Source organism: Conyzicola nivalis, from assembly GCF_014639655.1.
GTDB classification, from domain to species: Bacteria; Actinomycetota; Actinomycetes; order Actinomycetales; family Microbacteriaceae; genus Conyzicola; species Conyzicola nivalis.
In genome coordinates this window covers 326,821-350,996 of sequence record NZ_BMGB01000002.1, presented here as the reverse complement: position 1 = coordinate 350,996, position 24,176 = coordinate 326,821, and the positions used below count along the sequence as shown (strand labels likewise).

Annotated in this window: 25 protein-coding genes and 1 tRNA gene; 11 read left to right on the top strand and 15 right to left on the bottom strand. The window is 67.8% G+C overall.

Annotation, left to right across the window (positions count from 1 at the left end; translation table 11 throughout):
- Positions 1 to 72: 72 nt before the first annotated feature.
- The 4 genes from IEV96_RS15185 to IEV96_RS15175 form a co-directional block, all read right to left on the bottom strand.
- Positions 73 to 1,077, bottom strand: coding sequence for a DUF2332 domain-containing protein (locus IEV96_RS15185; RefSeq protein ID WP_188511584.1), 1,005 nt, complete (start codon positions 1,075 to 1,077; stop codon positions 73 to 75).
- 3 nt (positions 1,078 to 1,080) lie between these two features.
- A complete protein-coding gene (locus tag IEV96_RS16730; RefSeq protein ID WP_229733446.1) occupies positions 1,081 to 1,323 on the bottom strand; it encodes a hypothetical protein in 243 nt (80 codons plus the stop codon).
- A 70-nt stretch (positions 1,324 to 1,393) separates the two neighbouring features.
- Positions 1,394 to 5,656 (bottom strand): HtaA domain-containing protein, encoded by a 4,263-nt coding sequence (locus IEV96_RS15180; RefSeq protein ID WP_188511583.1) that lies wholly within the window; start codon positions 5,654 to 5,656, stop codon positions 1,394 to 1,396.
- 105 nt (positions 5,657 to 5,761) lie between these two features.
- Positions 5,762 to 6,220 carry a GNAT family N-acetyltransferase gene (locus tag IEV96_RS15175; RefSeq protein ID WP_229733445.1) on the bottom strand — a complete coding sequence of 153 codons (459 nt, stop codon included), beginning with the start codon at positions 6,218 to 6,220 and terminating at the stop codon, positions 5,762 to 5,764.
- A gap of 57 nt (positions 6,221 to 6,277) precedes the next feature.
- Here IEV96_RS15175 and msrB point away from each other — a divergent pair, with 57 nt between their 5' ends.
- From msrB to IEV96_RS15145, 6 genes are all read left to right on the top strand, one after another.
- The gene (gene msrB / locus IEV96_RS15170; protein ID WP_188511582.1) at positions 6,278 to 6,676 is read left to right on the top strand and encodes a peptide-methionine (R)-S-oxide reductase MsrB; all 399 of its coding nucleotides are present in this window, start codon (positions 6,278 to 6,280) and stop codon (positions 6,674 to 6,676) included.
- A 1-nt stretch (position 6,677) separates the two neighbouring features.
- Positions 6,678 to 7,226, top strand: coding sequence for a nitroreductase family protein (locus tag IEV96_RS15165; protein ID WP_229733444.1), 549 nt, complete (start codon positions 6,678 to 6,680; stop codon positions 7,224 to 7,226).
- A 56-nt stretch (positions 7,227 to 7,282) separates the two neighbouring features.
- Positions 7,283 to 7,684: an SRPBCC domain-containing protein gene (locus tag IEV96_RS15160; protein ID WP_188511581.1), complete on the top strand. Its 402-nt coding sequence runs from the start codon at positions 7,283 to 7,285 to the stop codon at positions 7,682 to 7,684.
- A gap of 63 nt (positions 7,685 to 7,747) precedes the next feature.
- Positions 7,748 to 7,824, top strand: a tRNA-Thr gene (locus IEV96_RS15155).
- Between the two features lie 131 nt (positions 7,825 to 7,955).
- Complete coding sequence (locus IEV96_RS15150) at positions 7,956 to 8,378, top strand: BLUF domain-containing protein (protein ID WP_188511580.1); 423 nt, start codon at positions 7,956 to 7,958, stop codon at positions 8,376 to 8,378.
- A 277-nt stretch (positions 8,379 to 8,655) separates the two neighbouring features.
- Positions 8,656 to 9,114: a hypothetical protein gene (locus IEV96_RS15145; protein WP_188511579.1), complete on the top strand. Its 459-nt coding sequence runs from the start codon at positions 8,656 to 8,658 to the stop codon at positions 9,112 to 9,114.
- 223 nt (positions 9,115 to 9,337) lie between these two features.
- On the opposite strand, the gene IEV96_RS15140 is transcribed toward IEV96_RS15145, so the two are convergent.
- Positions 9,338 to 9,586, bottom strand: coding sequence for a hypothetical protein (locus IEV96_RS15140; RefSeq protein WP_188511578.1), 249 nt, complete (start codon positions 9,584 to 9,586; stop codon positions 9,338 to 9,340).
- Between the two features lie 98 nt (positions 9,587 to 9,684).
- Positions 9,685 to 11,361 carry a substrate-binding domain-containing protein gene (locus IEV96_RS15135; protein WP_188511577.1) on the bottom strand — a complete coding sequence of 559 codons (1,677 nt, stop codon included), beginning with the start codon at positions 11,359 to 11,361 and terminating at the stop codon, positions 9,685 to 9,687.
- An 85-nt stretch (positions 11,362 to 11,446) separates the two neighbouring features.
- Between IEV96_RS15135 and IEV96_RS15130 the strand changes: the two genes are divergently transcribed.
- Positions 11,447 to 11,839 (top strand): TIGR03618 family F420-dependent PPOX class oxidoreductase, encoded by a 393-nt coding sequence (locus IEV96_RS15130; RefSeq protein ID WP_188511576.1) that lies wholly within the window; start codon positions 11,447 to 11,449, stop codon positions 11,837 to 11,839.
- Positions 11,840 to 12,110: 271 nt separating this feature from the next.
- On the opposite strand, the gene IEV96_RS15125 is transcribed toward IEV96_RS15130, so the two are convergent.
- The 3 genes from IEV96_RS15125 to IEV96_RS15115 form a co-directional block, all read right to left on the bottom strand.
- Positions 12,111 to 12,677, bottom strand: a complete 567-nt coding sequence (locus IEV96_RS15125; protein WP_188511575.1) for a TetR/AcrR family transcriptional regulator — start codon at positions 12,675 to 12,677, stop codon at positions 12,111 to 12,113.
- A 197-nt stretch (positions 12,678 to 12,874) separates the two neighbouring features.
- The gene (locus tag IEV96_RS15120; RefSeq protein ID WP_188511574.1) at positions 12,875 to 13,246 is read right to left on the bottom strand and encodes a nuclear transport factor 2 family protein; all 372 of its coding nucleotides are present in this window, start codon (positions 13,244 to 13,246) and stop codon (positions 12,875 to 12,877) included.
- 80 nt (positions 13,247 to 13,326) lie between these two features.
- On the bottom strand, positions 13,327 to 13,983 hold the full coding sequence (locus tag IEV96_RS15115) for a response regulator transcription factor (protein WP_188511573.1): 657 nt from the start codon (positions 13,981 to 13,983) through the stop codon (positions 13,327 to 13,329).
- A 143-nt stretch (positions 13,984 to 14,126) separates the two neighbouring features.
- Here IEV96_RS15115 and IEV96_RS15110 point away from each other — a divergent pair, with 143 nt between their 5' ends.
- Both IEV96_RS15110 and IEV96_RS15105 read left to right on the top strand, forming a co-directional pair.
- Complete coding sequence (locus IEV96_RS15110; RefSeq protein ID WP_188511572.1) at positions 14,127 to 14,405, top strand: GlsB/YeaQ/YmgE family stress response membrane protein; 279 nt, start codon at positions 14,127 to 14,129, stop codon at positions 14,403 to 14,405.
- A gap of 110 nt (positions 14,406 to 14,515) precedes the next feature.
- Positions 14,516 to 15,931 carry a dihydrolipoyl dehydrogenase family protein gene (locus IEV96_RS15105; protein ID WP_188511571.1) on the top strand — a complete coding sequence of 472 codons (1,416 nt, stop codon included), beginning with the start codon at positions 14,516 to 14,518 and terminating at the stop codon, positions 15,929 to 15,931.
- Between the two features lie 50 nt (positions 15,932 to 15,981).
- Here the strand turns inward: IEV96_RS15105 and IEV96_RS15100 are convergent, their stop codons facing one another.
- On the bottom strand, positions 15,982 to 17,157 hold the full coding sequence (locus tag IEV96_RS15100; RefSeq protein ID WP_188511570.1) for an alcohol dehydrogenase catalytic domain-containing protein: 1,176 nt from the start codon (positions 17,155 to 17,157) through the stop codon (positions 15,982 to 15,984).
- A gap of 132 nt (positions 17,158 to 17,289) precedes the next feature.
- Here IEV96_RS15100 and IEV96_RS15095 point away from each other — a divergent pair, with 132 nt between their 5' ends.
- Positions 17,290 to 18,201: a 5'-3' exonuclease gene (locus IEV96_RS15095; protein WP_188511569.1), complete on the top strand. Its 912-nt coding sequence runs from the start codon at positions 17,290 to 17,292 to the stop codon at positions 18,199 to 18,201.
- Here IEV96_RS15095 and IEV96_RS15090 read toward each other — a convergent pair.
- Positions 18,198 to 19,085, bottom strand: coding sequence for an NmrA/HSCARG family protein (locus IEV96_RS15090; RefSeq protein ID WP_188511568.1), 888 nt, complete (start codon positions 19,083 to 19,085; stop codon positions 18,198 to 18,200). The two genes, IEV96_RS15095 and IEV96_RS15090, sit on opposite strands and share 4 nt — an antisense overlap.
- A 37-nt stretch (positions 19,086 to 19,122) precedes the next feature.
- Positions 19,123 to 20,061, bottom strand: coding sequence for an NADP-dependent oxidoreductase (locus IEV96_RS15085; RefSeq protein WP_188511567.1), 939 nt, complete (start codon positions 20,059 to 20,061; stop codon positions 19,123 to 19,125).
- Positions 20,062 to 20,173: 112 nt separating this feature from the next.
- Here IEV96_RS15085 and IEV96_RS15080 point away from each other — a divergent pair, with 112 nt between their 5' ends.
- Entirely contained in the window at positions 20,174 to 20,674 is a 501-nt protein-coding gene (locus tag IEV96_RS15080) for a MarR family winged helix-turn-helix transcriptional regulator (protein WP_188511566.1), read from the top strand.
- Between the two features lie 24 nt (positions 20,675 to 20,698).
- Here the strand turns inward: IEV96_RS15080 and IEV96_RS15075 are convergent, their stop codons facing one another.
- From IEV96_RS15075 to pdxR, 3 genes are all read right to left on the bottom strand, one after another.
- Positions 20,699 to 22,045, bottom strand: coding sequence for an FAD-binding oxidoreductase (locus IEV96_RS15075; RefSeq protein ID WP_188511565.1), 1,347 nt, complete (start codon positions 22,043 to 22,045; stop codon positions 20,699 to 20,701).
- A 72-nt stretch (positions 22,046 to 22,117) separates the two neighbouring features.
- Positions 22,118 to 22,651 carry a TetR/AcrR family transcriptional regulator gene (locus tag IEV96_RS15070; RefSeq protein ID WP_229733443.1) on the bottom strand — a complete coding sequence of 178 codons (534 nt, stop codon included), beginning with the start codon at positions 22,649 to 22,651 and terminating at the stop codon, positions 22,118 to 22,120.
- Complete coding sequence (gene pdxR, locus IEV96_RS15065) at positions 22,648 to 24,111, bottom strand: MocR-like pyridoxine biosynthesis transcription factor PdxR (RefSeq protein WP_188511563.1); 1,464 nt, start codon at positions 24,109 to 24,111, stop codon at positions 22,648 to 22,650. The genes IEV96_RS15070 and pdxR overlap by 4 nt, the downstream gene beginning before the upstream one ends.
- Positions 24,112 to 24,176 lie beyond the last annotated feature (65 nt).

Sequence of the window (24,176 nt, the reverse complement as noted above, 5' to 3'; positions counted from 1 at the left end):
TTCGGGCGCGCGAGTGAAAAACGGCCGCGTGACCGCGAGGGCGGGCGGGTCTCGACACGGTCGCTGAGCGACCTACTCGCCCGGCAGGGGCGGGGCGAACCAGTCGATGCGGTCGCCGTGCGGTGCGACGAAGGCGAGCGGTTCGCCGTCGAGGGCGAGTGCGAAGCGGCCGGCGAGCCCGGGCGGCGTGATGCCGGTCGCCCGCTCGATACCGGCCGCGATACCGGAGAACAGCCCGGCCGCCTCGAGCGAGAGCCAGCGGGCGTCGAGGGCGCCGACGGCCGTGGCGAACAGCTCGCGCTGCGGCCGCGCCACGTAGACGAGCACCCCGCTCGAGATGACCACCAACGTGGCATCCGGCGGCGCCTGCGCTGCCAAGCCGGCTAGCGCATCCGTCACGTCCCCGGCGACGAGAAGCGGCGGATCCGCTCGCGCGATCTCTACCGCGGCGCGCAACCGCGCGAGGCGGTCGTGCTGTTCCGGCCAGATGAGCGTCTCGAGCCAGAGCGCGTCGTCGTCGTTGTTCACGTCGAGCGGGGCGAGGTCGGTTCCGGCCCGCCAGACGATGTCGGGCAGCCGCGACGGGGCCGGCACGACCCCGTTCGTCGCGCAGTCGAGCATGACCGCGCTCGGGCCGTCGGCCGGATGCACCGGCTCGCCCCCGTCGTAGGTGTAGCTGTAGCGGTCGGGGTAGAGGCAGAGCCCGGCCGACGCGCCCACTTCGAGCAGCGCTATCGGCCCGTCGATGCGGGCGAGCACCGGCATGAGCGCCGCGCACCGCAGCGGCTCGTTGGTCTGGGTGAGCCGCACGAACGCCTCGCGCCGCACGTCTGACCAGTGCGCGAGGGTGAAGGCGCGCCACCCGGCGTAGTCGCCGACCGGTGCTCCGAGCAGGCGGGTCACGGCGAAGAGCAGCGCGGGCTGGCGGCGCTGCGGCGGCAACTGCTCGATGGCCGCTATCACCTCCGGGTCGCCGGCCACCCCGTGCGCCCACGACTCATAGACCGCCGAACGTCCGTGCGCCTCGTTCGCGGCGAACCGCGTGTACCACTCGGCCGTTGTCTCGTTAGCGCCCACCGTTCAGAGCCCCCGCTTCGACTGCCACCGATTGATGCAGAACGCGGCTATGGCAATCGCAGTGAGGCTCAAACCCACGATCAAGCCCTGGGAGTCACCGCTCGCGCTGAGGTCGAAGGCACCCCGAATTGCCATGAATATCCCGACGACGGCAGCGACCCACGGTAAGACATCCCGCATCGGGTTGAAGCGCAACCTGCGGAATCGCTTCGGTACCGGGTCGCCAGCGGCATTTCTCTCACTCATGAACCCAGTCTGGCAGCGCCGGGCGCCGACCGACCCCGCCTCAGGGGCGGTCGGCGCCCGGCGGCGGCGGTTACGCCTTGCGGCGGCGCAGCCTGACGACGACCACGACGGCCGCAGCAATGACCAGCAGCGCGGCAATCAGCCAGACGACCCAGCCGTAGTCGATCGGGTTCTCGTCGGAGACCGTGTCGACGTCGGCGGTTGTGGCGGCCGCAGCCGCCTCTTCGACGGGCACGGCACAGTCGGCCGCGGTCGTGAAGGCGACCGTCACGGGGTCGAGCGCCTCGCCGGCCGGGTAGGTGCCGAATGCCGCGGCGCCCGCGTCGGTGAGGGTGGCCGGGGCGGCCGTGATGGTTACGGCGCCCCCCTCGTTCTCGAGCACGCCCGTGAGGTCGAGCTCAGCGAACTCCACGGCCTTGTTGTCGACGACGGCGCCGTCTTGCGTGGTGCCCGAGACGTCGAGCAACAGCAGAGCGGATGACTCGTCGACGAATCTGATCTGCGGGTTGGCGACCGTGGTGTTCAGCACGCCGGAGTGCCCGGTGAAAGCGATCGAACCGGCGAAGGCCAACTGCCCCTCGCCCGACTCGGCGTCGTAGCCGCCGGTTCCGGCGGTCCACCCGAAGTCGGGAACCGCGTAGGTGGCGCCGTCGGCCACGGTCCACTCGCCGTTGGCGATCGAACCGCTGATGTACGCGCGGAACGACTCCTTGAAGCCCCACGTGAGGGTGGCGTCGTCGACGACACAGCCGGCGACGGCGGTGGCGAGCTCCGCGGCCGCGATGGTCAGCTCGACGCCTCGGTCGACCGATCCCTGCAGCGTGAGCGTGTGTACGCCGCTCAGCCCGGCCGGGAGGCGACCCGTCCAGGTGACGACACCACTCGCATCCGCCGTCGCGTTCGTGTCGAGCACCATCGGCGTCGAGTAGATGACGACGAGGATCCCGGTCTCGTTCGGGCGGAATCCGCTGGCGGTGATGGTGACCTCGTCGCCCGCGTTAAGGGTGGTGCCCTGCGCGACCTCGATGCCCGTCGTCGCCGGCGGGGTCGGGGCAGCCGTGTTCGGCGCCTTGAACGAGGCAACGGTGGCGCCGACCGTGTTGCTGACCACGTTGGGCGCGCCGATAACGAAGCTCACCGGGTCGAGCGGCGTACCGACGGCGTAGAAGCCGGATCCGTTCAGCGAGAACACGGCGGCTCCCTGAGAAGTCAGCGACGCGGGCACGCCCGAGTAGCTCACGGCGTTGTTCGGCGTGGAACGCGAACCCGCCGCCAGGTCGAGCGTCGCGAACGGTGTGGACGCGCCGCCGTTGACGCTCACGAGCAGGGTGCCCGAGCTCGCGCTGTCGACGCGCACGACCGGGTCGCCCAGCGTGACGTCGAGCTGGCCGGCGTGGCCGGTGAAGCGCACCGATCCGCTGTAGTTGGACGAGCCGACACCGCTCGCACGGTCGAAGGTGCCGCCGGCGGCCTGACCGAAGGTGTACGAGCCTCCGGATGACGCGACGCCGGATGTGGTCACGGCTCCCTTGGCGATCGAACCGGTCACGTAATCGCGGAACGACTGCTTGACACCCCAGGTGAGCGAGCCGGCCGCGAGGCTGGCGGGGCTGGCGATGGGGGCGAGCGAGGGCGGCGCGACGTAGGGCGGGACCGGAACCTCCGGCTGCGTCGGCACCTCGGGCTCGGTCGGCGCGTTCGGGTCGGCCGGCACCGTCGTGTCGATCGTGAAGCTCACCGGGTCGAGCGACGTGCCCGCGAGGTAGAAGCCGCCGAACGCGGTGGCTCCGGCAGCCGTCAGTGTCGCGGGCGCCGCGACGAAGCTCTTCGACGTGGCGGTCGAGCTCGTGGTGGCCGAGCCGAGGTCGAGGTTCGCGATGGCGACCGGGGCTCCCCCGCCGACGCTCACCGAGAGGGTGCCTGCCGTCGCACTGGTGAGGCGGACGCTCGGGTTGCCGAATTCGATGTCGAGCACACCGTCGTGGCCAGAGAAGTGCACCGATCCCGTGTAGAACGAGGCGCCGACGCCGGTGGTGGCGTCGTAGCTGCCGCCGGTGGTTGCCGGGAAGCTGTAGCTACCACCGTTGTCGGTGACACCGGCCGTGGTGATCGTTCCGTGCGCGGTCGGGCTGAGGATGTAGTCGCGGAACGACTTCTTCACACCCCAGTCGAGGCTGGCCGTCGACGGCACGGGCGCGGTGGCGGTCACCGTGACGGCGTTCGTCGACCCCACGTAGACCAGCGGGTCGGTGGGCGCGAAGGTCGCGGTGTAGGTGGTCGTTCCCGCCGCGATCGGCGGGGTGACCTGGGTGGCGGTGCCGTCAGCGCCGACCGGCACGACGCCGACCGTTGCGCCGCCCGAGGTGAAGGTAACGGTTCCGGCCGCGACCGGCGACACCTTCGCGATCAACGCGGTGGCGGCGCCGGCCGTCACCGTGGCCGGGTTCGCCGTCAGGCCGAGGGAGGTCGGGGCAGGTGCGTTGGGCCCGCTCGTGAAGGTGATCGGCGTGGCGGTCTCGAACGCCGGGTAGGTGACTCCGCCGCCGGGGTACGTGTAGATCCCGTAGTTGCCGCTGGCCGGCTCGCCGGTGAAGCCGGGCTTCACGAGCATGTCGATCGAGAACGTTCCGTCGGCGTTGATCGGCACCGCACCGGCTGCCGCGCCCCCGACGGTCGCGACGTCGGCAGGGTTCATGACCCACTTGAGCGTGCTGCGGTCTGCGGTGCGCGCCGAGCTCGCCGCGCCCGCGCTCGCCTTCCACGTGCTGGCGAACTTACCGAACGTGACGTACACGCCGCCGAACTTGCCGGCCAGCGGCGGGCGCGTCGCGTTGGTGGCCGCGCCGACCGGCGAGAAGCCTGAACCGGTGACCGTAATCTGCTCGCCCGCACTGGTCAGGGTCGACTTCGAGACCGTGACCTTTGGCGTGGTCGCGAAGGTGATCGGAGTTGCGGTCTCGAACGCCGGGTAGGCGACACCGCCGCCCGGGTAGGTGTAGATGCCGTAGTTGCCGGTGGCCGGTTCACCCGTGAAGCCAGGCTTCACGAGCATGTCGATCGAGAACGTTCCGTCGGCGTTGATGGCGACGGCGCCTGCCGCGGCACCCCCGACGGTCGCGACGTCGGCCGGGTTCACGACCCACTTGAGAGTGCTGCGGTCGGCGGTGCGCGCCGAGCTCGTCGCGCCCGCGCTCGCCTTCCAAACGTCCGCGAACTTACCGAACGTGACGTACACGCCGCCGAACTTGCCGGCCAGCGGCGGGCGAGCCGCGCTCGTGGCCGCGCCGACCGGCGAGAAGCCCGAACCGGTGACGGTAATGGTCTCGCCGGCCGCCGACACGACCGACTTCGAGACCACGACGGTCGGGACCGTGGCGACCGGCGCCGCACTAACCGTGACGGGGGAGGCGGCACTCGTGGACGAGACGAAGGCAGCCGGGTCGGTGGGCGTAAAGACGGCGGTGATCGGATGCGCGCCCGCGACCGAGAAGGTGGAGGAGGTCGAAGCGGTTCCGGATGCGACGGGTGCGGTCGCGAGCGACGTCGCGCCGTCGAAGAACCCGACGGATCCAACAGCGCCCGCCGGCGTGACGGTTGCGGAAAGCGTCACGGCGGTGCCGATCGTCGCGGCCGCGGGAACGGCGAGCGCCGTGGACGTGGCGACGGCGGGCTGGGAAGCCTGCTCGACGGGCCAACTGAACGACACCGGGTCGAGCGCGGTTCCGGGTTCGTAGAACCCGGCGAACGCCGAAGCGCCCTCGGGCGTGAGCACGGTCGGCGCGGCGGAGTAGGCGACCGTGGTCGCGGTCGACGCGGCGGCGGCGGCTGCGAGGTCGACGGTCGCAAACACGACGTCGTTGCTCTGCACGAAGGTGGTGGGCGCGTCGAGCGAGTTCGAGTACACGTCGACCACGACCTGTGCGGCCGTGGCACTCGTCTGCTTCACGCGTACGTCGGAGATGGTGAGATCGAGCCCGTAGCTGCCGGCGGGTACGCCGACACCCTCGTGCCCTTGGAAGTGGATGCTGCCGGTGTAGCCGACGCTGCCGGTCGACGCCGACTGGCTGGCGGTTCCCGCTCCCCCGGTCCAGGCGAACGGCGTGGTGTCGGTGACGTTGCCTGCGATAGTCCACGTGCCCTTCGCGATCGGGCTCTTGATATAGGTGCGGAACGACTGCTTGATGCCCCAGCTGAGCGTGGCGCTCGTGACCTCGCCGGTCGCGGCGCTCGCGGGCTGGGCGCCGAGCGAGACTCCGCTCACAACGAGGAGGGTGGTGAGCAGCGCGGCAAGCAGGGCGCGCGCGCTCGAGGAGATTCGGGTGGCTGTATTCACGAGGGGCAAGACTCCGGGGTTAGCAAGGTAAGCCTATGCTTACTTTTTGACCCTATTGGTTCGGCGCCCGCCGTGTCAAAGATTTAATAAGGCAAGCCTAACCTTCTATGCGCCGACGCCCGCCCGGTACATCGAGATGTGGGCGATCCCGGCCTCGTCGTAGGGTTCGCCGAAGGCCTCGAAGCCGGCCTTCGCGTAGAGCGGCGCGACATACTGTTGAGCATGCAGCAGCATGGCCTCCCCGCCATAGAGGCTTAAGACCCGGTTCAGCAGAAGCTGCGCGAGTCCCTCGCCGCGCCGATCGGGCCGCACCACCACGCGTCCGACGACACGGTGGGCGTCGAGGTGCTCCGGCGATTCGTCGAAAAGCACACGCAGGTACGCGGCTGTGCCGATCGCATCCGCAATATAGACGTGCACCGCGGTCTGGTCGCGGTTGTCGAGCTCCTCCTCGTCGACCTTCTGCTCGACGAGGAACACGTCGGTGCGCAGCTTGAGGATGGAGTAGAGCTCGGAGGTTGTGAGTTCGCCCCACTGCTTAACGACGATGGAACAATCTGACATGGGCCCGAGTTTAATGGAGAGGAAGACCCCTCTTCCCCTCTCATAAGGAGAACAGACATGACCACCAAGATCGTCAAGACCGAGGAAGAGTGGCTCGCCGAGCTCGGACCCGTGCAGTACAAGATCCTCCGCGAGGCCGGAACCGAGCGCCCCTTCTCGGGCGCCCTGCTCGACGAGAAGCGCGACGGCGTCTACACCTGTGGAGCCTGCGGAGCGGACCTCTTCAAGAGCGGCGCGAAGTTCGAATCGGGCAGCGGATGGCCCAGTTTCTATGAGTCCATCAACCCGGATGCCGTCACCCTGGCCACCGACAAGAGCCTCGGTATGGTGCGCACGGAGATCCGCTGCGCCACCTGCGACTCTCACCTCGGCCACCTGTTCGACGACGCGTACCAGACGCCCACCGGCGACCGGTACTGCATGAACTCGCTCTCGCTCGGCTTCAAGGAAGCGTGAGTTGACAGCACTCGACGCGGTAATGCGTCGGCAGTCACACTCGAAGGTGACCGCCGACGCCCCCAGTCGGCTGCAGCTGCTGCCTCTCGTCGAGGCAGCAGCGACGGTCGCCGACCACTCGGGGCTCAAGCCGTGGCGGCTCATCGAGCTGCGCGGCGACGCCCGACTGCGCCTGGGCGCCGCGTTCTCGGAGGCTCTCGGCGCCCACGGCAAGGACGCCGAGAAGATGGCGTCGAAACCGCTTCGGGCGTCGCTGCTGATCGCCGTGGTGTTCGTACACAAGCCGAGTTTCAAGGTGCCCGCGTGGGAGCAGGAGGCCGTGGCATCCGGGGTCGCGCACATGCTCAGCCTGCTTCTCGACGAGGCCGGCTGGGGCGTGTTCTGGCGCAGCGGCAACTTCACCCGCAGCGAGCCGGTGCACCGCATGCACGAGCTCGCGCCGAATGAGCAACTGCTCGGCTGGCTCTACGTGGGCGGGCTGCCCGACAAGACGAAGAGCGACAAGCGCAAGCGGCTCGAGATCGGGCGCTACCTGTCGGAGTTGAGCTGACCGAGTTGAGCTGACCACTCTGGTGCTCGTCGCGAAGTAGCACTATGACTGTCTGCATGAACGACACAACGGGACTCACGAAAGACGTCGGCTGGGAGTTCGGGGTGCGGCGCACCGTCGACGCCCCGGTCGACGAGGTCTGGGAATACTTCGTGGTCGACGGGCTGCCCACCTGGCTCGGCGACACGACGCTCGGACTGCACAAGGGCGACACCTACCTCACCGCGGAGGGCGTGAGCGGCGAGATCCGCAGCCGCACCGACCAGTTGCGACTGCGCCTCACCTGGCAGCCCGAGGACTGGGACCACGACACGACCGTGCAGGTAACGCTGATGCCGGCGGCCTCGGGAACAACGATCGGGTTCCACCAAGAACGCCTCGCCTCGGCCGAGGAACGCGCCCAGATGCTCGAGCACTGGACCGCCGTGCTCGACCGGGTCATCGCCGACCTGTCCTGACCCTCGATGCCGACCGGGGCGCCGCCGCCCAGTAACATTGACGTGCGTCAATTCTTGATGCGCGCCCCCTTAGCTCAGTTGGCCAGAGCACCGCTCTTGTAAAGCGGGGGTCGTCGGTTCGAATCCGACAGGGGGCTCCAAAAAAGGGCCAAAGATTTGGCGCTTTTTTGGAGCCCTTACCGACGAGATACCGCCAAAGATTTGGCCCACCCGAGTCCACCGACAGTGGCCACGCGTACCTAGAATCAATGTAAGAAGTCCCGGGGGGTCAATGTTGTTATCCATCGTCTACATCAGCTCTGCCGTCTCGCCGTTCTCCGACGAGGCGCTCGCGGAGCTTCTCGAGAAGAGCCGGGCGAACAATTCGGCATCCGAGCTGACGGGCATGCTGCTCTACCGCGACGGACATTTCATGCAGGCGCTCGAGGGCGACGATGCGGCCGTGCGCTCCGTATATGCGATCGTCTCGGCCGATCCGCGTCACGACGGCGTTCGCACACTGCTCGAGGAGCAGATCGACGAGCGACGCTTCCCCGAGTGGAGCATGGGGTTCCGCGCACTCACCGAGTCGGGCATCCGTGACATCCCGGGCTACAGCTCTTTCTTCCAAGAGCGCTCGAACCCTGTCGACTGGGGAACGCCGTCACGAGCGCGGATGCTGCTGGAGTGGTTCCGCTACCACAACGCCGCCTGACCTTCTGTGGGAGGGCTTCGCCCCCCAGCTACGGGTGAGGAACGTCGGGCCCGAAAGATCCTTGTGACCCCCTCGGGGCCCGCACGATTCACAGCTGAGTCCGGCGAACATGACTGGTAGGACGTCGGAACTGAATAGGTCTGGGGCGTACGGGTTTGCGTACGAGGTGTAACCGACAGGGAGACCCAGCACATTTGCGCTGACAATGTCAGAAGTCACCGCAGCCGCTGAAACCGCATAACCAACCCTGCGCTGCGGCTGGCGTACTGTGAGTCCCATGGTCACTGAGCTTCGATCAATTGCGATCCGCGCGGCTGCTGCCCTGGTTCTGTTGACGTCGTTGTCGGGGTGCACGGTTGCTGGCCATGATTTTACTCCTCCGGGGTTTTTCGACGAGGTCAACGACGTCGTCGAAGTCCTCGATATTCCTTCGCTGGACGGGCTTGTCCGGGAGGGGCGCTCTGGTATCGGTGGCAACAACCCGCCGCTGTACACTGCCGCTGTGGAAGGGCAGGACGCGCTCCCTGAGTTGCAAGAGCGTTTGGCCGACGCCGGATATGTGAGCAACGGCCTGCTCGAAAAGTCCGGTAGAGAAACGTGGACTCCGTCGAACCCGTCCGACGAGTTCGTAGAGGTAAGGCTGCACCCGCTCGTTGCCGGTGACGGCGTCGCCTTCGGCCGGGACAAAGACTTCACGATGAAGCGAGACGGCCTAGTCATATGGGTACTGGGCTAGCTTGTCGGGACGCGCAGGTGCGTCGGATCACATCCGAACCGAACGTGGCGGGCGGACCTTAGATCGCCCTGGCGCGCTCGCAATCGCCATCTACCCGTTCGCACCTCAAACGGACGAGACGCCTCGCAAGCCGTGGGACGTAAGACAAACACGCTTCTAGACGCGTTGGTCGCCGAGGGTTTTGGCCGGCCGACGAGCCGCGCCCTGCTCTCGGAAACCTCCCTTAGCTCCCGAGCAGACGAACCGTGCAGAGGATCACAACCAGCACTCCGAACACGAGCCCGCCGCTCGCGCCCAGCCTCACGTTGGCCCGGGTGAACTGTCTGGACATCAAAGCCCCATACATTCGTTCCGCCCGGTTTTTCGAGTACAAGGCGTACCGGTCCGCGTAAACGAACAGCAGGACGCATCCTGCGACAACGGCTATTCCGAGGACAAGGCCACCGAGGCCGCCGACTTGAACCTGGGTCATGACTCTGTTCCTCGCTTCAATCACAAGAGGGTATGTGACACGCTAGCGGAACGCCAAGACCGTCCCCGACGCGCCTTTGGTCACCTCGGAGGAACGGCTCAGCGCGAGGTGATCGTGAGGGTGAGCTTCGCTGTGTAGGTTCCCGCCGGGCTGTTCGCCGGCGAGACGAGGGTGACTTCGCCGCCGAGTACCGTCTCCCCCGCGCCGCTTCCAGACGCGTACTGGGCCGGGTAGACGGCGGTGCCGGCGACCTGAGGTGTAGCTGGGGCAGAACCGGCGGCGGTCGTCGTGACGACGAACGCGCGCAGGCCGACGTGTCGGGTGCTGATCGTCTGGCTGGCATCGGTCGTGCTGGTGAACGGAGTCAGGTTGGCCGCGACATCCCAGCCCTGTTCGCTCGAGACGCGACCGTCGTGCACCGTGATCTCGGGCAGCGCGCCGGTGACGACCGAGACTCCGTTCACGAGTCCCGGCTGGCCGAACCCGGCAGGATCGTCGGCGGGGAACTCGATGCTGAGTGGGGTGTCGACCGCCTGGATCGTCGTAACCGAGAGTCCGACGGAATTCGGAGTGGGGCTCTCGCAGTTGGCGGTCACGTCGACCGATTCGGCGCCCGGGATGCTTCGGATCTTTGCGAGCCCGGCGGACACGAGGTTGGCCGGCAGCGGCGCGTAGCCGAGACTTTCGACGAGTGCCTGGCCCTCGCACAGCGCGTAGCGGGCGAACTCGCCGAGCGAGCGGCCCTTCTCGGTGGTGAAGCTCGCCCATACCGCGTTCGGCACGATCATCGACGCGTAGCTCGACAGCGGGTAGGCGCGCGGGTCCTGGTTGGCGAAGACACCGCCGTCACCGGCCCCGGCACCCTGCAGAGCGATGCCCACGGCGGCGGCCGACGGTGCGACGAAGGAGCCGCCGGCGTTGAGGAGCTTGGCCGTCGCGAGGCCCGACTTCACGGCGTAGCTGTTCTCGACGTAGGTGATCGAGCCGTCGCCGTAAGACTGGCTGACGTAGCCGGCCACGCCGAGCGAACCGGACTGCGCCTTCATGGCTCCGCTGACCGGATACTGCGACGTGGCGCCACAGCTCGCCGATTCGCCCCGGCGCACGCAGTAGTCACTCCACACGCCCTCGTGCTGGGTCGCCATCCACCGGGTGAAGACCTCGGTCGACCCAGAAGCATCGGCCCGCACGATGGGAGTGATGGTCTGAGCCGGCAGGGCGATCTGCGGGTTGTCGGCCTGGATCGCGGGGTCGTTCCAGACCGTGATGACCCCGGTGAAGATCTTCGCCACGGTGTCACCGCTGAGCTGTAGGTCGTTGACGCGCGTGCCTGTCGCGCGCAGGTTGTAGGCGAGGGAGGTCGCGCCCGCCGCGATCGGCAGGGAGCCGTAGGAGAAGTCGGGCGCCCTGATCCCGCCGTCTCCGTCTGCCGGGGACTCGAAGGGCTGCTCGCTCACGGCGAAGTCCGTGGCGCCACTGGCGAAATCGGCGAGTCCGTTTCGCGAGCCCGACCCCGTGTAGTTCACGGTCTGGCCGTAGCTCGAAGCGACCCCCTTGCGCCAAATGTCGAGGGCGTTCTGGGCCCAGGTCGAACCGGTGCCGGTGATCGGCACGAGCGCGGCGGCTTGGGCGGGTGACGCACCGAGCGGGCCGAGCAGTGCTGCCGCGAGAGTGAGGCTCAGTGCAGCACTGAGCGCGGTCAAGCGTCTTACCCCCATTGCCGAACGCTCCCCCGTGTCATCCGTCACCGTAGGGGTGAGGCGTGAATGGAGCATGAACGGTTGACAAAATGAGAAATAGGCGGGTCCATGGGCGTCTGCTCGAGCGGGATCCGCGACCGCGGCAGAGGAGAATGAGCGGATGCCCCTTCCCGCTCCCCTTCTCGACCTGCTTCGCAAGCCGAGCCCCTGCTTCCTCTCCACGATCATGGCCGACGGTTCGCCGCAGGTGACCGAGACCTGGGTCGATACCGACGGCGAGCACGTCATCATCAACTCCGTGGTCGGGTACGTGAAGGTGCGCAACATCGAGCGCGACCCGCGCGTGGCCGTGGCGATCCAGGATCCCGCGAACCCGTTCCGGTACATCCAGGTGCGTGGCGAGGTGGTCAGTGTGACGACCGAGGGCGGCGCGGAGAGCATTGAGGCGATGTCGCAGAAGTACACGGGTCGGCCCTACCCCTGGTACGGCGGGCGCGACCAGCAGCGGGTCATCCTGACGATCAAGGCCAAGAGCATCAGCGGTCAGGGCTAGCCCGCCTGTGCCGAAGTGCGCCGAGTCAGCTCGTTCGGCGCAGGGTTTTGATCGCCCGGGCGGCAACCCAAACACCGAATACTACGAGCAGGCCACCGAGCAGCCACATCGGTAGGCCTCTGGCACTTGTGCCTCCGGGATCCGCCACCAAAGCCCACACCCCCATTCCTTCGGTGAAGACGGCGAGACCGATCTGGGCCCACGCGGCGGTGCGGTCGCCCGGGTCACTGGCCAAGATATTCCTCCAACGGTGGCGAGGCGACGGGTCGCTCTAAATAGAGAACGACGACGACGTGTCTGGGATTTCGGCCAGAACCCTGTCGATCGCGCGCCGCAATGCTGCAGTCGCCGCAGTGGGATCGCCGCCGTATCCGCTGTTCATGGCGCCATCCCGGGCCAGCAACACGTCGTCGGCGGCGTCCGCCGGGTAATGGTGGCCGGCCTGCCGCAGCACCTCGGTTGCCGCACCGGTGTACCACTCCCGATGGTTCTTCACGGCCGCCTGCACGGCTAGGTATTCTCGGCATTCGATGGCGGCGTTGATGAACGCGCACCCGTGGAAGCCGGGGCTGGTGACGTCGATGATGACCTCGGAAAGCACCATGTTAAGGACGAGCTGATGGGATAACTCCGTCGCGGCGATCGTCGAAAAGAGGTCGACGTCGCTCTCGTGCCTCTGATTGACGTAGGCCACGATCAGGTCTTCCTTCGATGCGAACGCCCTGGCGAACGCCCGCGTTGAGACGTCGGCTTGGAACGCGATCGCGTCGACACTGGTCTGGTTGATGCCGTCCGTGTAGAACAGGTAGTCGGCGACTTCGAGGACGCGTTCGCGCACACCGCCCGAAGGATTCGCGGGCGGGGCGGGGCGGGCATGCGTAGCCACGTCGAGGCTCCTGTCTGGTGGGTGTTCAACCTGCGGTCACCTCTTGCTGATAGTCAGCAGAGTGCAAACGTACAGGTGGCCCCGCCGAGAGGGCCGCATCGTGTGAGGCCCGTTGCGGCTCGAGACGTTTGTTGCTACTGGGCCGTGGCCTAGAGCGTCGACTCCAGGTGCCACACTTTCGCGACGATCTGCCATCCGTCCGGTCCGTCGACGAACGAGAGTTGGTCGACGAAGATACTGTCGATGGCGCGCAGCCGCAGGCGAACGATAGCCGCGGCATCCGAAAGCCAATCGACGACGAGCACCTCTTCTGTGCGTTCATGACCGGCGGACGCGGGCGAAGGTCGGTTCGCGACCACCTCGCGCCACACCGGGTAGGGGTCGACCGTCACTACCCCCTCATCGACGTCGAAGAGGGAGCTCGCGGGGTGGAACACCTCGTCGAGCAGCGTGACGTCGCAGTTGTAGACGCCGCGAAAATAGGTGTCGACGGCGTGGTTGAGTTCTTCGGTTCGGCGCATGCGTCAACCGTGGCAGACGGATGCGCGGGCTCGCGGAAGATGAGGAAGGTATGGCAGTTTGTCACTTACCTTTGACCGAATCAGGGGCCTCCGAGCCAGTGATCGATCCGATGGTGGTCGGGGGTGAACCCGTGGTTGACGCCCCAGAGCACGGCTTGCGTTCGCGAGGTGGCGCCGATCTTGGCGTAGACGTTGCGGATGTAGAGCTTCACCGTGTTCGGGCTCAGGTAGGTGAGCGCCGCGACCTCGGCGTTGCTCTTGCCCTGGGTGATCAGCGCGAGGATCTCCGCCTCGCGATCGGTGATGCCCTCGTGACGTCCCGGCCATTCGATGCCGGGCGCATTGCCGGCCCGCCGGGGAGGGTCGCTCACGACGACCTCGCCGTCGCGTACGGCTTCCAAGGCTGCGACGAGTTCGCGGGCAGTGAGCGACTTCGACAGGTAGCCGCGAACGCCCTGCTCGAGTGCTTGGGCGACGAGCGACGGGTGGAAGTTCCAGGTGTAGACGACGACGTAGGAAGCGCGCGGGCTGCGTACAAGGGCCGCGATCTCGTCGTGATCCGACTCGGGCTGCGCGAAGGAGTCGTAGAGCACGATGTCGACGGTGTCTTTGAGGTCGAAATTCGCGTCGATTTCCGCGACTACCACGCGGTGACGGTAATGGTCGAACATGTGGGCCAGACCCGCAAGCACAACGTCGTAGTCGTCGACCAGTGCGACGGTGAGGGGCTCGGCCATGCCTTGACGATACGCCCACTAGCACGAGACGACTACACCCTTTGGGGTGTACCGGCGGTCTAGCGGCTCTGGCTGAATTGCTTTCGGCTCGACATCCGTCGAACCGTTACGCACGCTCAGGCGTGCAGAAGAAAGGACTTATCGTGATCGGTCTCATCATCAGCCTCATCATCGTCGGACTCATCGCCGGCGCAGTCGCCCGTCTGGTTATCCCTGGACATCAGAACATCAGCATCCCGATGACCATCCTGCTCGGCATCATCGGGTCGTTCGTCGGTGGTTTTCTCGGCTTCCTGATCTTCCAGCGCGACGCGATGGACGGCTTCTTCCAGCCCGCCGGCATTATCGGATCGATTATCGGCGCGATCATCGTGCTGTTCCTCTACGTGCGCTTCGCGGGCCGCGGCGCCGCTCGGCGCTAGTCGGTCGCGGCCCGTCCGGTGCCGGTTCGGCACCGGACGGGGATTCCGCCACCTGCATCTTCGCGGCCGGGATATCGTGGCTGCAGTACCGCGTCTCAGAGGAGAGCAAGATGCAGCAGGATGCGCCCGATCACTATGACGTCGCCGTGATCGGCGCGGGCCCGGCGGGTACCGCCGCGGCCCTGCGTGCGGCAGAGCTGGGCGCGCGGGTCGTTGTGCTCGAGGCCGGCCGACTCGGCGGCACCTGCGTCAACACCGGCTGCGTGCCCACGCGCGTGCTCGCCAAGACGGCGCGCATGATGCGCGAGACCCGGACCGCGAGCGCTTACGGCATCGACGTGGGCGCCCCGGTCGTCGACTGGGCGCGAGTCGTCAAGCGCGTCGAAGAGCGCGTCGAGAAGGTGCGCTCGATCAAACGCGAGGCCGACAGGTTTGCCGCGGCCGGCATCGACCTCGTGCAAGAGGGTCGCGCCCGATTCGAGAGCGACAGTGTTCTCGTGCTCGACAGCGGGCGACGGGTGAGCGCCGACTCCATCATCATCTGCGTCGGCGGACACTCCCGTCGACTGCCTATACCGGGCGCCGAGCTGGCGACGGTGCCCGAGGACATCCTCGGCCTACCCGCCCTACCCCGCCGCGCGGCCGTGATCGGCGGAGGCAACACCGGAGCGCAACTCGTCACCGTATTCGCGTCGTTCGGGTCGGAGGTTACGCTGCTCGACGTAGCTCCCCGCATCCTGACCACGTCGGATGCCTCGATCTCCGACCTCGTCGCGTCGTCGTTCGCCGCGCAGGGCGTTCGGATACGGCTCGGCATCGAGACCGTCGACTCGCTGGCGAGGGGTGACGATGGGTCGATCATCCTGAACTGGCGCGATGCCGATGGTCTGCACTCCGACCCGTTCGACGTCGTCATCATGGCGACCGGATGGCCCGCCGACGTCGATGGCCTGGGTCTTGAACGGGCCGGCATCCAGATCGAGCGGTCGTCGATCCCGGCCGATCAGTACTTCCGCACCGTGGTGCCGCACATCTTCGCCGTGGGCGATGCGAACGGGCGCGACATGCTCGTGCAGGCAGCACAGTTCGAAGGCGAGGCTGCTGCCGAGAACGCGGTGCTCGGCGCCAACCGGCGCACACCCCACCACCTGCTCCCCGCCGGCGGATTCACCGATCCCGACTACGCGGGTGTCGGCCTCACCGAGGCCGAGGCCCGAGAGCGCGATCCCCAGTGCGTCGTAGCGACGGTGCCGTATGGCGAGGTCGATCGCGCGGTAATCGACGACCGCGAGACCGGGTTCCTCAAGCTCATCGCCGACCGGCGTCGCGAGCTGATTCTCGGCGCTCACGCCGTCGGGGAGAACGCCGTCGAGGTGATCCAGTCGGTGACTACCGCGATGGCCGCCGGCATCGACGTGACGACTCTGGCGAACGTGCGCTTCGCGTACCCGACCTACAGCGTCGTCATCGGCAAGGCCGCGCGCGCCCTTGCGGAGAGCCCGATGCCCGACTCAGCCTTGGCCTGAACTGCAGGCGCCGGCCACCACTGAACGGCGGCCGGCATCTGCTGGTGTCGCTACGGCTTGAGAACGACCTTGATGCAGCCGTCTTCTTTCGCGCTGAATGTTTCGTACATCTTCGGCGCCTGGTCCAGCGGCACGCGGTGGGTGACGAGGTCTTCGACTCCCAACGGGTCCGACGGGTCTTCTACCAGCGGCAGCAGGTCGTCGATCCAGCGTTGAACGTTGCACTGGCCCATCCGCAACTGGATCTGCTTGTCGAACATGTTCATCAGGGGCATGGGATCGGCGACCCCGGAGTACACGCCGCTGATCGACACCGTGCCGCCGCGGCGCACGAGATCGAGCGCCAGGTGCAGCGCCGACAGGCGGTCGACGCCGACGGTGGTGAACGCCTTTTTGGCGAGGCCGTCGGGGAGCAGGCCCGCCGCATACTGAGTGAAGGCCGCAACCGGGCTGCCGTGGGCCTCCATGCCTACCGCGTCGATGACGGAGTCGGGACCGCGTCCGTCGGTGGCAGCGCGGAGCGTTTCCAGCAGGTCGTCGTCGAGGTCGAATACCTCGACGCCGTGCCGTGCCGCCATCTCGCGGCGCTCGGCGACGGGATCGACTCCGATCACGCGGTAGCCGAGGTGGCGGCCGATGCGACTGGCGAATTGTCCGACGGGACCGAGGCCGATAACGGCGAGCGTGCCGCCCTCCGGCACTGCGGCATACTGCACTCCCTGCCATGCGGTCGGCAGGATGTCGCTGAGGAACAGGTAACGATCGTCGTCGAGTTCGTGTCCGACTTTGACGGCGTTGAAGTCGGCGAACGGCACGCGAAGCTGCTCGGCCTGGCCACCGGGCACCGACCCGTACAGTTCACTGAATCCGTAGAGGCTCGCGCCGGTTCCGGATTCACGGTTCTGCGTCGTCTCGCACTGGGTGGTGAGGCCCTGGTCGCACATGAAGCAGTCACCGCACGCGATCACGAACGGAATGACAACTCGGTCGCCGACGGCGAGCTTCATGACCGATCCACCGACCTGTTCGACGATGCCCATGGTCTCGTGGCCTAGCACGTCGCCCTTGTCGAGGAACGGTCCCATGATGTTGAAGAGGTGGAGGTCGGAACCGCAGATAGCCGCCGAGGTCACGCGGATGACCACATCCGTTGGCTTTTCGATTACGGGATCCGGAACGTCGATTACTTCGACGGACTTCGTGCTCTGCCAGGTGAGTGCTTTCATCTCCTCTGTCTACATGGGGTGTCAGGCGGCACCTAGCCTTGCGCCCGATGTCCCTTAGCCTTGCGCCGCGAAAAGCGCCGTGCTACTCGGCCCCGAACGTGCCAAACTTCCCCCGTGACCGATCACCGCAGAATGTTGCTCGATACCGCCTCGCTCTACTTCCGCGCCTTCCATGGCGTGCCCGACACGGTGCGCGCACCCGACGGCTCCCCCGTGAATGCGGTGCGCGGCCTGCTCGATATGATCGCGAAACTCGTGGGCGAGTTCGAGCCGACGGAGGTCGTCGCCTGCTGGGACAACGACTGGCGACCGCAGTGGCGGGTCGACCTCATCCCGTCGTACAAGGCCCACCGCGTCGCCCAAGAGACCGACGCCGGCTCGGTCGAGGAGGTGCCCGACCTGCTGTCCCCGCAAATTCCGGTCATCCGCGAGGTGCTTGCTCAGCTGGGCATCCCCGTGGTCGGGCTGGCCGACTACGAGGCCGACGACGTCATCGGCACGCTGGCTAGCCGCTCGAGGATGCCGGTCGACATCATCACCGGAGATCGCGACCTGATCCAGCTGGTCGATGACGCCCACGACGTCAGGGTGATCTACACGGGACGAGGCATGTCGAATCTCGAACTGCTCACCGACGATGTGGTGAAGAAGAAGTACGGGGTGACCCCGCAGCAGTACCTCGACTTCGCGGTGCTGCGCGGCGACCCGTCCGATGGCCTCCCCGGTGTCGCGGGCGTCGGAGAGAAGACCGCCGTCGCATTGCTCGCCGAGTTCGGCACCCTCGACGGAATCGTCGCGGCAGCCGCCGGCCCGGATGTCGCGCTCGGCGCGGCCGTGCGCTCCAAGGTCAATGCCGCCAGCGAGTACCTGAAGGTGGCCACCAAGGTCGTCGAGGTCGCGCGCAACCTCGACCTCGACGACCACGACGGCCGCATCGCCGCGATCACCCCGCAACGCGCGGCCGCGCTCGACGAGTTGTCGGAGACCTGGGGGCTCGGCTCATCGCTCAAGCGTGCGCGGGCGGCGCTCACCGCCCGGGCCTAGGCGGTCGCGATCGACTCGCGCCGGCCGTCGCGCACCTGCGCGGCCATCCACGAACCGAGGTCGCTCATGCCTGCGACCAGCGACCGCGACTCCGCCAGGTCGGCCCGGTAGGCCCGGCCTCTGGCGAACCAGCGGAACATCGCCTTGAGGTCTTCGTCGTCGCCGAGGTACTCGAGCGGAATGGTCTCGAACCGCGCCGGAACACCGAAGATCTCGCCAGCCTGCGCGGCAACACGATCGAGCGTCAGCTCGTCACCCGCCACCTCGATGGAGTCGCCGTCGATCGCGTTCGGCTCGAGCAGCAGACGGGCGGCAGCGCGACCGATGTCACGGACGGCGATCATCTGCACAGCCACGTCGCCCGGCATCGGCATACGAATGACGATTTCCCCGTCGTCGTTGGGCGTCAGCTGCGGGATCAGATTCTCCATAAAGAAGACGGGTCGGATGATGGCGGCTGGCAGCGCCCCGCGGAGGTGCTTCTCGACCTCGAACTTGCTGTCGAAGTGCGGGATTCCCGTCGAGCGTTCGGCGCCTCCTACCGAGGAGTAGACGACGCGCGGAACGCCCGCCCGGGCGGCAGCGTCAGCGACCGCGCGTCCGCGACGCACCTCGCCGTCGGTGCCGTCCGCTCCTTCGAATGTCGTCATGTAGAAGAGGCTGGCGACGTCCGCGAGGGCCTCGGCGAGCGATTCCGGGTTCTCCTGGTCGGCCTTCACGACCTCGGCGCCGGCGGCGCTCAGAGCACGGGCGCCGGATGACTCGGGGGCACGCACGAGGGCGCGGACCGGTACATCCGATTCGAGCAATGCGTCGACGACGCTGCGTCCTTGCTGGCCGGTGGCGCCGATGACGGCGATGGGGAGTTGTTGTGTGGGGGTCATTTCGATCCGTTCGAGTGTGTGGTGGGGATGCGAGGTATTAGAACGCGTCGGGCACGGCGACGACCTTGCCGTGCACGTCGCCGTCAGCGGCCTTCGCGTGGATGGAGGGGAGGTCGCTCAGCGAGACGCGCTGTGCGACGTCGACGGTGAGCTCGCCGCTGTCGACGAGCGACACCAGCTGGGTGAGCTCGTTGGCGTCGGCCTGCACGAAGACGCCGGCGGTGCGCACACCTCGTGTGTCGTCGCCGGGCGTCGTCATCCACGCGGTCGTGGCGACGACGATGCCGCCGTCACGGACGAGTGGGACGAGTGCGGTGAAATCTTCGGGGCTGATGGGCGCCAGGTTGAGCAGCACGTCGACCTGTTCGGCGACCGAGTCGAGCACGGTCGAACTGGTGTGGTCGATGACCTCGTCGGCCCCGGCAGCCGCGACGCTGTCGTGGCTGCGCGGGCTCGCGGTGGCGATGACGTAGGCGCCGGCTCGCTTGGCGAGCTGGATGGCGTAGCCGCCCACCGCTCCCCCGGCACCGGTGATCAGCAGTCGCTGGCCGCTCGTGAGCTCGGCCAGGTCGAAGAGCGCCTGCCATGCGGTCAGCGCGACCGACGGCAGCGCCGCGGCATCGGCGAGGTCGATGCTCGACGGGGCCTTCGCGAGCACGTCGGCCGGAGCGACGACGAACTCGGCCGCCGACCCATCCGCGCCCATCGGGAGGAATCCGACGACGGCGTCGCCGACCGCCCAGGTGGTCACTCCCTCGCCGACCGCCTCGATCGTGCCGGACACGTCGTAGCCGGGCACGTGCGGCAGCGTGACAGGGAAGGGGAGCGTGCCGCCGCGGATACCGGCGTCGGCCGGGTTGAAGGCGGAGCCGGCGACGCGGATGAGTACCTCGCCCTGTGCGGCGACGGGCTGGTCTGCCTGCTCGTAACGGAGAACCTCGGGGCCGCCGAATTCGTGGAAACGTACTGCCTGCATGATCGTCTTCTTTCTGTTGTTGCTTCGAATGTGAAGCACTTGTTAGGACTGTAGCACTGCTTCGAGTTCGTAGCAACTACTTTGAGTTCGTAGCATCCGATAAGCTTTCGACATGCCTTCTTCCCCGCGTTCCCTCGACCCCGCGCAGCTGGGTGCCTACCTGTCCCTCATCGAGGTGAGCAGCCTGTTGCGGCACACGGTCGAGCAACAACTGCGCGAGGCCGGCGATCTGAGCTACGTACAGTTCCAGCTGCTCGCCCGCTTGGGCGATTCGCCCGACGGCAGCCACCGCATGACCGACCTCGCCGACGGCGTTGTCTACAGCCGCAGCGGGCTCACCTACCAGGCGCAGACGCTCGAACAGCGCGGCCTCGTCACGCGTGCCCCGTCGGTCGACGACGAGCGCAGCACCACGGTGACGATCACCGACGCTGGCCGGGACATCCTGTCGAAGGTCTTCCCCGGCCATATCGCCGTGCTCGACGAGCTCTTCTTGGAACCGCTGGAGCGCGTCGACGTCGAGGTGCTTGCCGACGTGTTGGGTCGCGTGCGCGATCACATGCGCTCGGCACCGCCGCGCTCCGCGGCCCCGCGTCGGCGCAAGTCGAGCTGACACGAGGCGGTCGGGTCGGCGTCGTCAGGCCCGGTCATCGGGCTGTGCGAGAAGTCGCGAGCGACGGATGCGGCGGTCTGGATCTACCTCGTCGGCGATGGCCCGAGCGCGCTCGAGCACATCGTCGCGAAGCGCAGACAGTGCCGTCGCGGCCGCCTCCAGCCACGATCCCGGCGCGACCCCGGTGTCGGCGGCGGCCCAGGACGGCCTCAGCGCCTCCAGACCGGCGTCGATCCGGTCGCGTTGCGCCAACATCAGCGACCCCACACCGTGATAGATGAAATCACCGGGAGGCGAGACGACCGCTCCGTCCTTCTTGGTCGGCGCCCCGGCAACGTGGCGGATCTCCACCATGACCAGCGGCGCATCCGGTGCGGCCGCGGCCCTGAAGATCTGCTCGGCGATGTCGGGAGTCGACGCGTCGAGCCAGCGGGCGTCACCGACGCCGGGCGAAGCCACGGGCGGATCGAGGTGGATGCGCGCGAGCCCGGCCGCGTCTTTAGGACCCCAGTCGTCGGCGACCGGGGTGGCGGCGGCTCGCATGGCGTCGAGGAGTGGCGTCGCGCCGTCGGGGCCGTCAGGGGCGGCGACGGCGAGGTGAACGGCTATCGATCCGTGCAGTTCCGGGGGGAATGGCGGCACAGGCGGCACGTGCATCACAGCGATGCTCGTCGACACGGTCGGGCCGATTCGCTTGATGCCGTCTCTCCACGCTGCGACCAGCTCGGGGAGGGCGCTGCCGTGCCACAACAGCAGGCCGGCGTAGAGATCGTCGACCGGCGCGAGATCAAACTCGAGGGTGTGGGCGATGCCCACTCCGCCCGCGCCTCGGAAGGCCCAGATGGCGTCGCGGTCGAGTTGTTCGGCGGCGTCGTCCTCGGCGATGCGCGACCGGCCGTTGCCGTCGATGTAGTGCACGCGCCGGAGACTGCCGCTCGCGAGCCCGTCGCGGCGAACCAGCCACCCGATGCCGCCGGCGAACGTGTACCCAGAGACGGAGACGCTCGGGGAGGAGCCGGCGAGGCCGAGCAGCCCGTGCTTCTCGGCGGCGGCGTTGACGGCGCCCCAGGTGGCCCCGGCCCCGACCGTTGCGACGCGTGCCTGAGCGTCGATGGTCACGCTGTTCAAGCGAGAGGTGTCGAAGAGCACGACGGTGTCGTCGACCGGGGCGCCGGCACCGTGTCCGGTGGCCTGGATCGCGATCGTGAACTTTCGCCCGGTGGACCGCTCGAGGTCCGCGACCTGGGCCAACGACGCCGAGATGTCCGCCGGCGTCGAGATCACGGCGACCCGCGCGGGGACTTGGTCGGTCGCCGAGTTGAGGGGTGTGGTTGCGGATGTGTAGTCGTCTGCCGAGTTGTCTAGGAGCACTCGATCAGCGTAACTACATACGGAGCATTTCGTCCGGTTAACTTTTGGGGTCGATCTGCGGCGATCGATCCGTCAGCGCGCGGGCGGGTTCGAGATCCCCCGCAGAAATACCGCTCGCTGCTCCGCTGCGCTGTCGGCCCAGCCTCGCACGCTCGTCATCGGCTGCGCCAACATCGCCCCGAACCGCACGACGGTTAGTCCCGTCACCTCGGGCCGAAGGGTGCCATCGCTATGTCCGCGCTCGATGATGGCCGCGATGAGCACCTTCAGCCGGTCGCGAAGCTGGGCAGACTCGGTGTCTTCGGTGCGAGGCGCTCCGTGCAAGGGAAGCACCAGCTGGTCGCGGTGCTCGAACGACTGTCGCAGGTACCGGTCGACCGAGTCGAGACCCGATTCACCAGCCGCGAGCGCGTCTTCGGCCTCGGCGATAAGCAGCCGATAGGCGCGCACCTGCAGGGCCTCCATGAGCGCTTCACGGTTCGGGTAGCGGCGGTACAGCGTTCCGATGCCGACCCCGGCATCGGCCGCGATCTGGGCGAGGGGAACGTTTTTGCCCTCCGCAAGGCCGGCGCGAACTGCGGCGGCCATGACGCGTTCGGCATTCACTGCCGCGTCACTTCGGAGTTTCTTGGGCTGGTCGGAGGACATGGTACCGACATCGTATGCGCCTCGGCGATCGCCCGGATGCCTCGCCGGACCTGGTTCTCGCTCACGTTGCCGAAGCCGAGCACGAGGGCGGGCGGGAACGCTTCCGGGGCTGACCCCTCAACCAAGTAGTGCCCGAGCCCGTTGACCCGCACGCCCATGGTCGCCGCGGCCGCCACCACCTCGAGCTCGGACGACCCCGCCGGGAGGTGCAGGAGGGCGTGACATCCGGCGGCCAGTCCGTGCAGCTGACCCGGCCCGAACGCGACCTCCACCTCGGCGGCCAGCACGTCGCGGCGGGCGCGGTAGATTTCGCGCACGCGCCGCAGATGACGGTCGAAGCGGCCGGTCTCCATAAGCAGCGCCAAGGCCTCTTGGTCGAGGCCGGGAGCGCCGCGGCTGCTCAGCCGTTTCTCGTCGACGATTCCCGGCAGGAACCGCGGCGGCGCGAGCACCCAGCCCAGCCGGATCGCCGGAGCCAAGGTCTTGCTGACCGAACCCAGCGCGATCACCCGCTCGGGGTTCAAGCCCTGCAGCGAACCGACCGGCTGACGGTCGTACCTGAACTCGGCGTCGTAGTCGTCTTCGAGGATCACCCCGTCGACCTCTTCGGCCCAGGCGATCAGCTCGCGTCGCCGCGCCGGGCCGAGCGCGACACCCGTGGGGCACTGGTGCGCCGGCGTCAGCAGCACCGCGCGCGCCCCGGTCTCTCGCAGACCGGCAACATCGAGGCCCTGGTCGTCGACCGCGACCGGCACCGCCTCGAGCCCCGCGCGGCGGGCGATCACATCGTGGTCGCGTGGACCCGGATTCTCGAGCGCTATGCGGCGGATCCCGCGCTGCGTGAGCGCCGCGAGGGCGAATGTCAGGCCCTGCCGGAAGCCCGAGACGATGACCGCGTCGTCGGCACCGGCCACTCCCGACCTGACCCGACGGTGGTAGCTCGTGACGACCTCGCGCAGGTGCCGCGACCCCGCGACGTCTTCGTCGCCCAGCTGCGCGGTCGGCAGGGTCCGCGTCGCCTCTGACACCGCCCAACTCCAGTCGGCGAGCGGCACCGAGCCGAGGTCGGGAATGCCGTACTCGAAGTCGATCTCGACCGGCGGCGGCGAAGCGGGCGCGACCGCATCGACCGTGAACCCGGCCGACGTCGGCAGCGCCGCGACCCGCGTGCCCGAGCCGACCGCCGACTCGACATACCCTTCAGCGAGCAGTTGTTCGTAGACCTCGACGATCGTGCCGCGCGAGACTCCGAGCAACCCGGCCAGCTGCCGCGTCGACGGCAGCCGCTCGCCCGCGCTCAGCCGTCGATCGCGGATCACCGCCCGCAACTGGTCCTGGATCTGGGCTCCGAGCGGCCCGGCGCCGCGGTCGAGCACCACGAGCAGGTCGGGGCCGCCGCGCGCCCACTTCACGGTCATGCGACCATTTCACCAAATGGTCCAGTGATCCGATACCCCGGTGGACCTTCTCAGCAGACCGCATC

Coding starts and splice junctions, on each gene's coding strand:
- IEV96_RS16730 (WP_229733446.1), bottom strand. CDS start 1,323: ATGAGTGAGAGAAATGCCGCTGGCGACCCGGTACCGAAGCGATTCCGC.
- IEV96_RS15175 (WP_229733445.1), bottom strand. CDS start 6,220: ATGTCAGATTGTTCCATCGTCGTTAAGCAGTGGGGCGAACTCACAACC.
- msrB (WP_188511582.1), top strand. CDS start 6,278: ATGACCACCAAGATCGTCAAGACCGAGGAAGAGTGGCTCGCCGAGCTC.
- IEV96_RS15160 (WP_188511581.1), top strand. CDS start 7,283: ATGAACGACACAACGGGACTCACGAAAGACGTCGGCTGGGAGTTCGGG.
- IEV96_RS15150 (WP_188511580.1), top strand. CDS start 7,956: ATGTTGTTATCCATCGTCTACATCAGCTCTGCCGTCTCGCCGTTCTCC.
- IEV96_RS15145 (WP_188511579.1), top strand. CDS start 8,656: ATGGTCACTGAGCTTCGATCAATTGCGATCCGCGCGGCTGCTGCCCTG.
- IEV96_RS15140 (WP_188511578.1), bottom strand. CDS start 9,586: ATGACCCAGGTTCAAGTCGGCGGCCTCGGTGGCCTTGTCCTCGGAATA.
- IEV96_RS15135 (WP_188511577.1), bottom strand. CDS start 11,361: ATGCTCCATTCACGCCTCACCCCTACGGTGACGGATGACACGGGGGAG.
- IEV96_RS15130 (WP_188511576.1), top strand. CDS start 11,447: ATGCCCCTTCCCGCTCCCCTTCTCGACCTGCTTCGCAAGCCGAGCCCC.
- IEV96_RS15120 (WP_188511574.1), bottom strand. CDS start 13,246: ATGCGCCGAACCGAAGAACTCAACCACGCCGTCGACACCTATTTTCGC.
- IEV96_RS15115 (WP_188511573.1), bottom strand. CDS start 13,983: ATGGCCGAGCCCCTCACCGTCGCACTGGTCGACGACTACGACGTTGTG.
- IEV96_RS15105 (WP_188511571.1), top strand. CDS start 14,516: ATGCAGCAGGATGCGCCCGATCACTATGACGTCGCCGTGATCGGCGCG.
- IEV96_RS15100 (WP_188511570.1), bottom strand. CDS start 17,157: ATGAAAGCACTCACCTGGCAGAGCACGAAGTCCGTCGAAGTAATCGAC.
- IEV96_RS15095 (WP_188511569.1), top strand. CDS start 17,290: ATGTTGCTCGATACCGCCTCGCTCTACTTCCGCGCCTTCCATGGCGTG.
- IEV96_RS15090 (WP_188511568.1), bottom strand. CDS start 19,085: ATGACCCCCACACAACAACTCCCCATCGCCGTCATCGGCGCCACCGGC.
- IEV96_RS15085 (WP_188511567.1), bottom strand. CDS start 20,061: ATGCAGGCAGTACGTTTCCACGAATTCGGCGGCCCCGAGGTTCTCCGT.
- IEV96_RS15080 (WP_188511566.1), top strand. CDS start 20,174: ATGCCTTCTTCCCCGCGTTCCCTCGACCCCGCGCAGCTGGGTGCCTAC.
- pdxR (WP_188511563.1), bottom strand. CDS start 24,111: ATGACCGTGAAGTGGGCGCGCGGCGGCCCCGACCTGCTCGTGGTGCTC.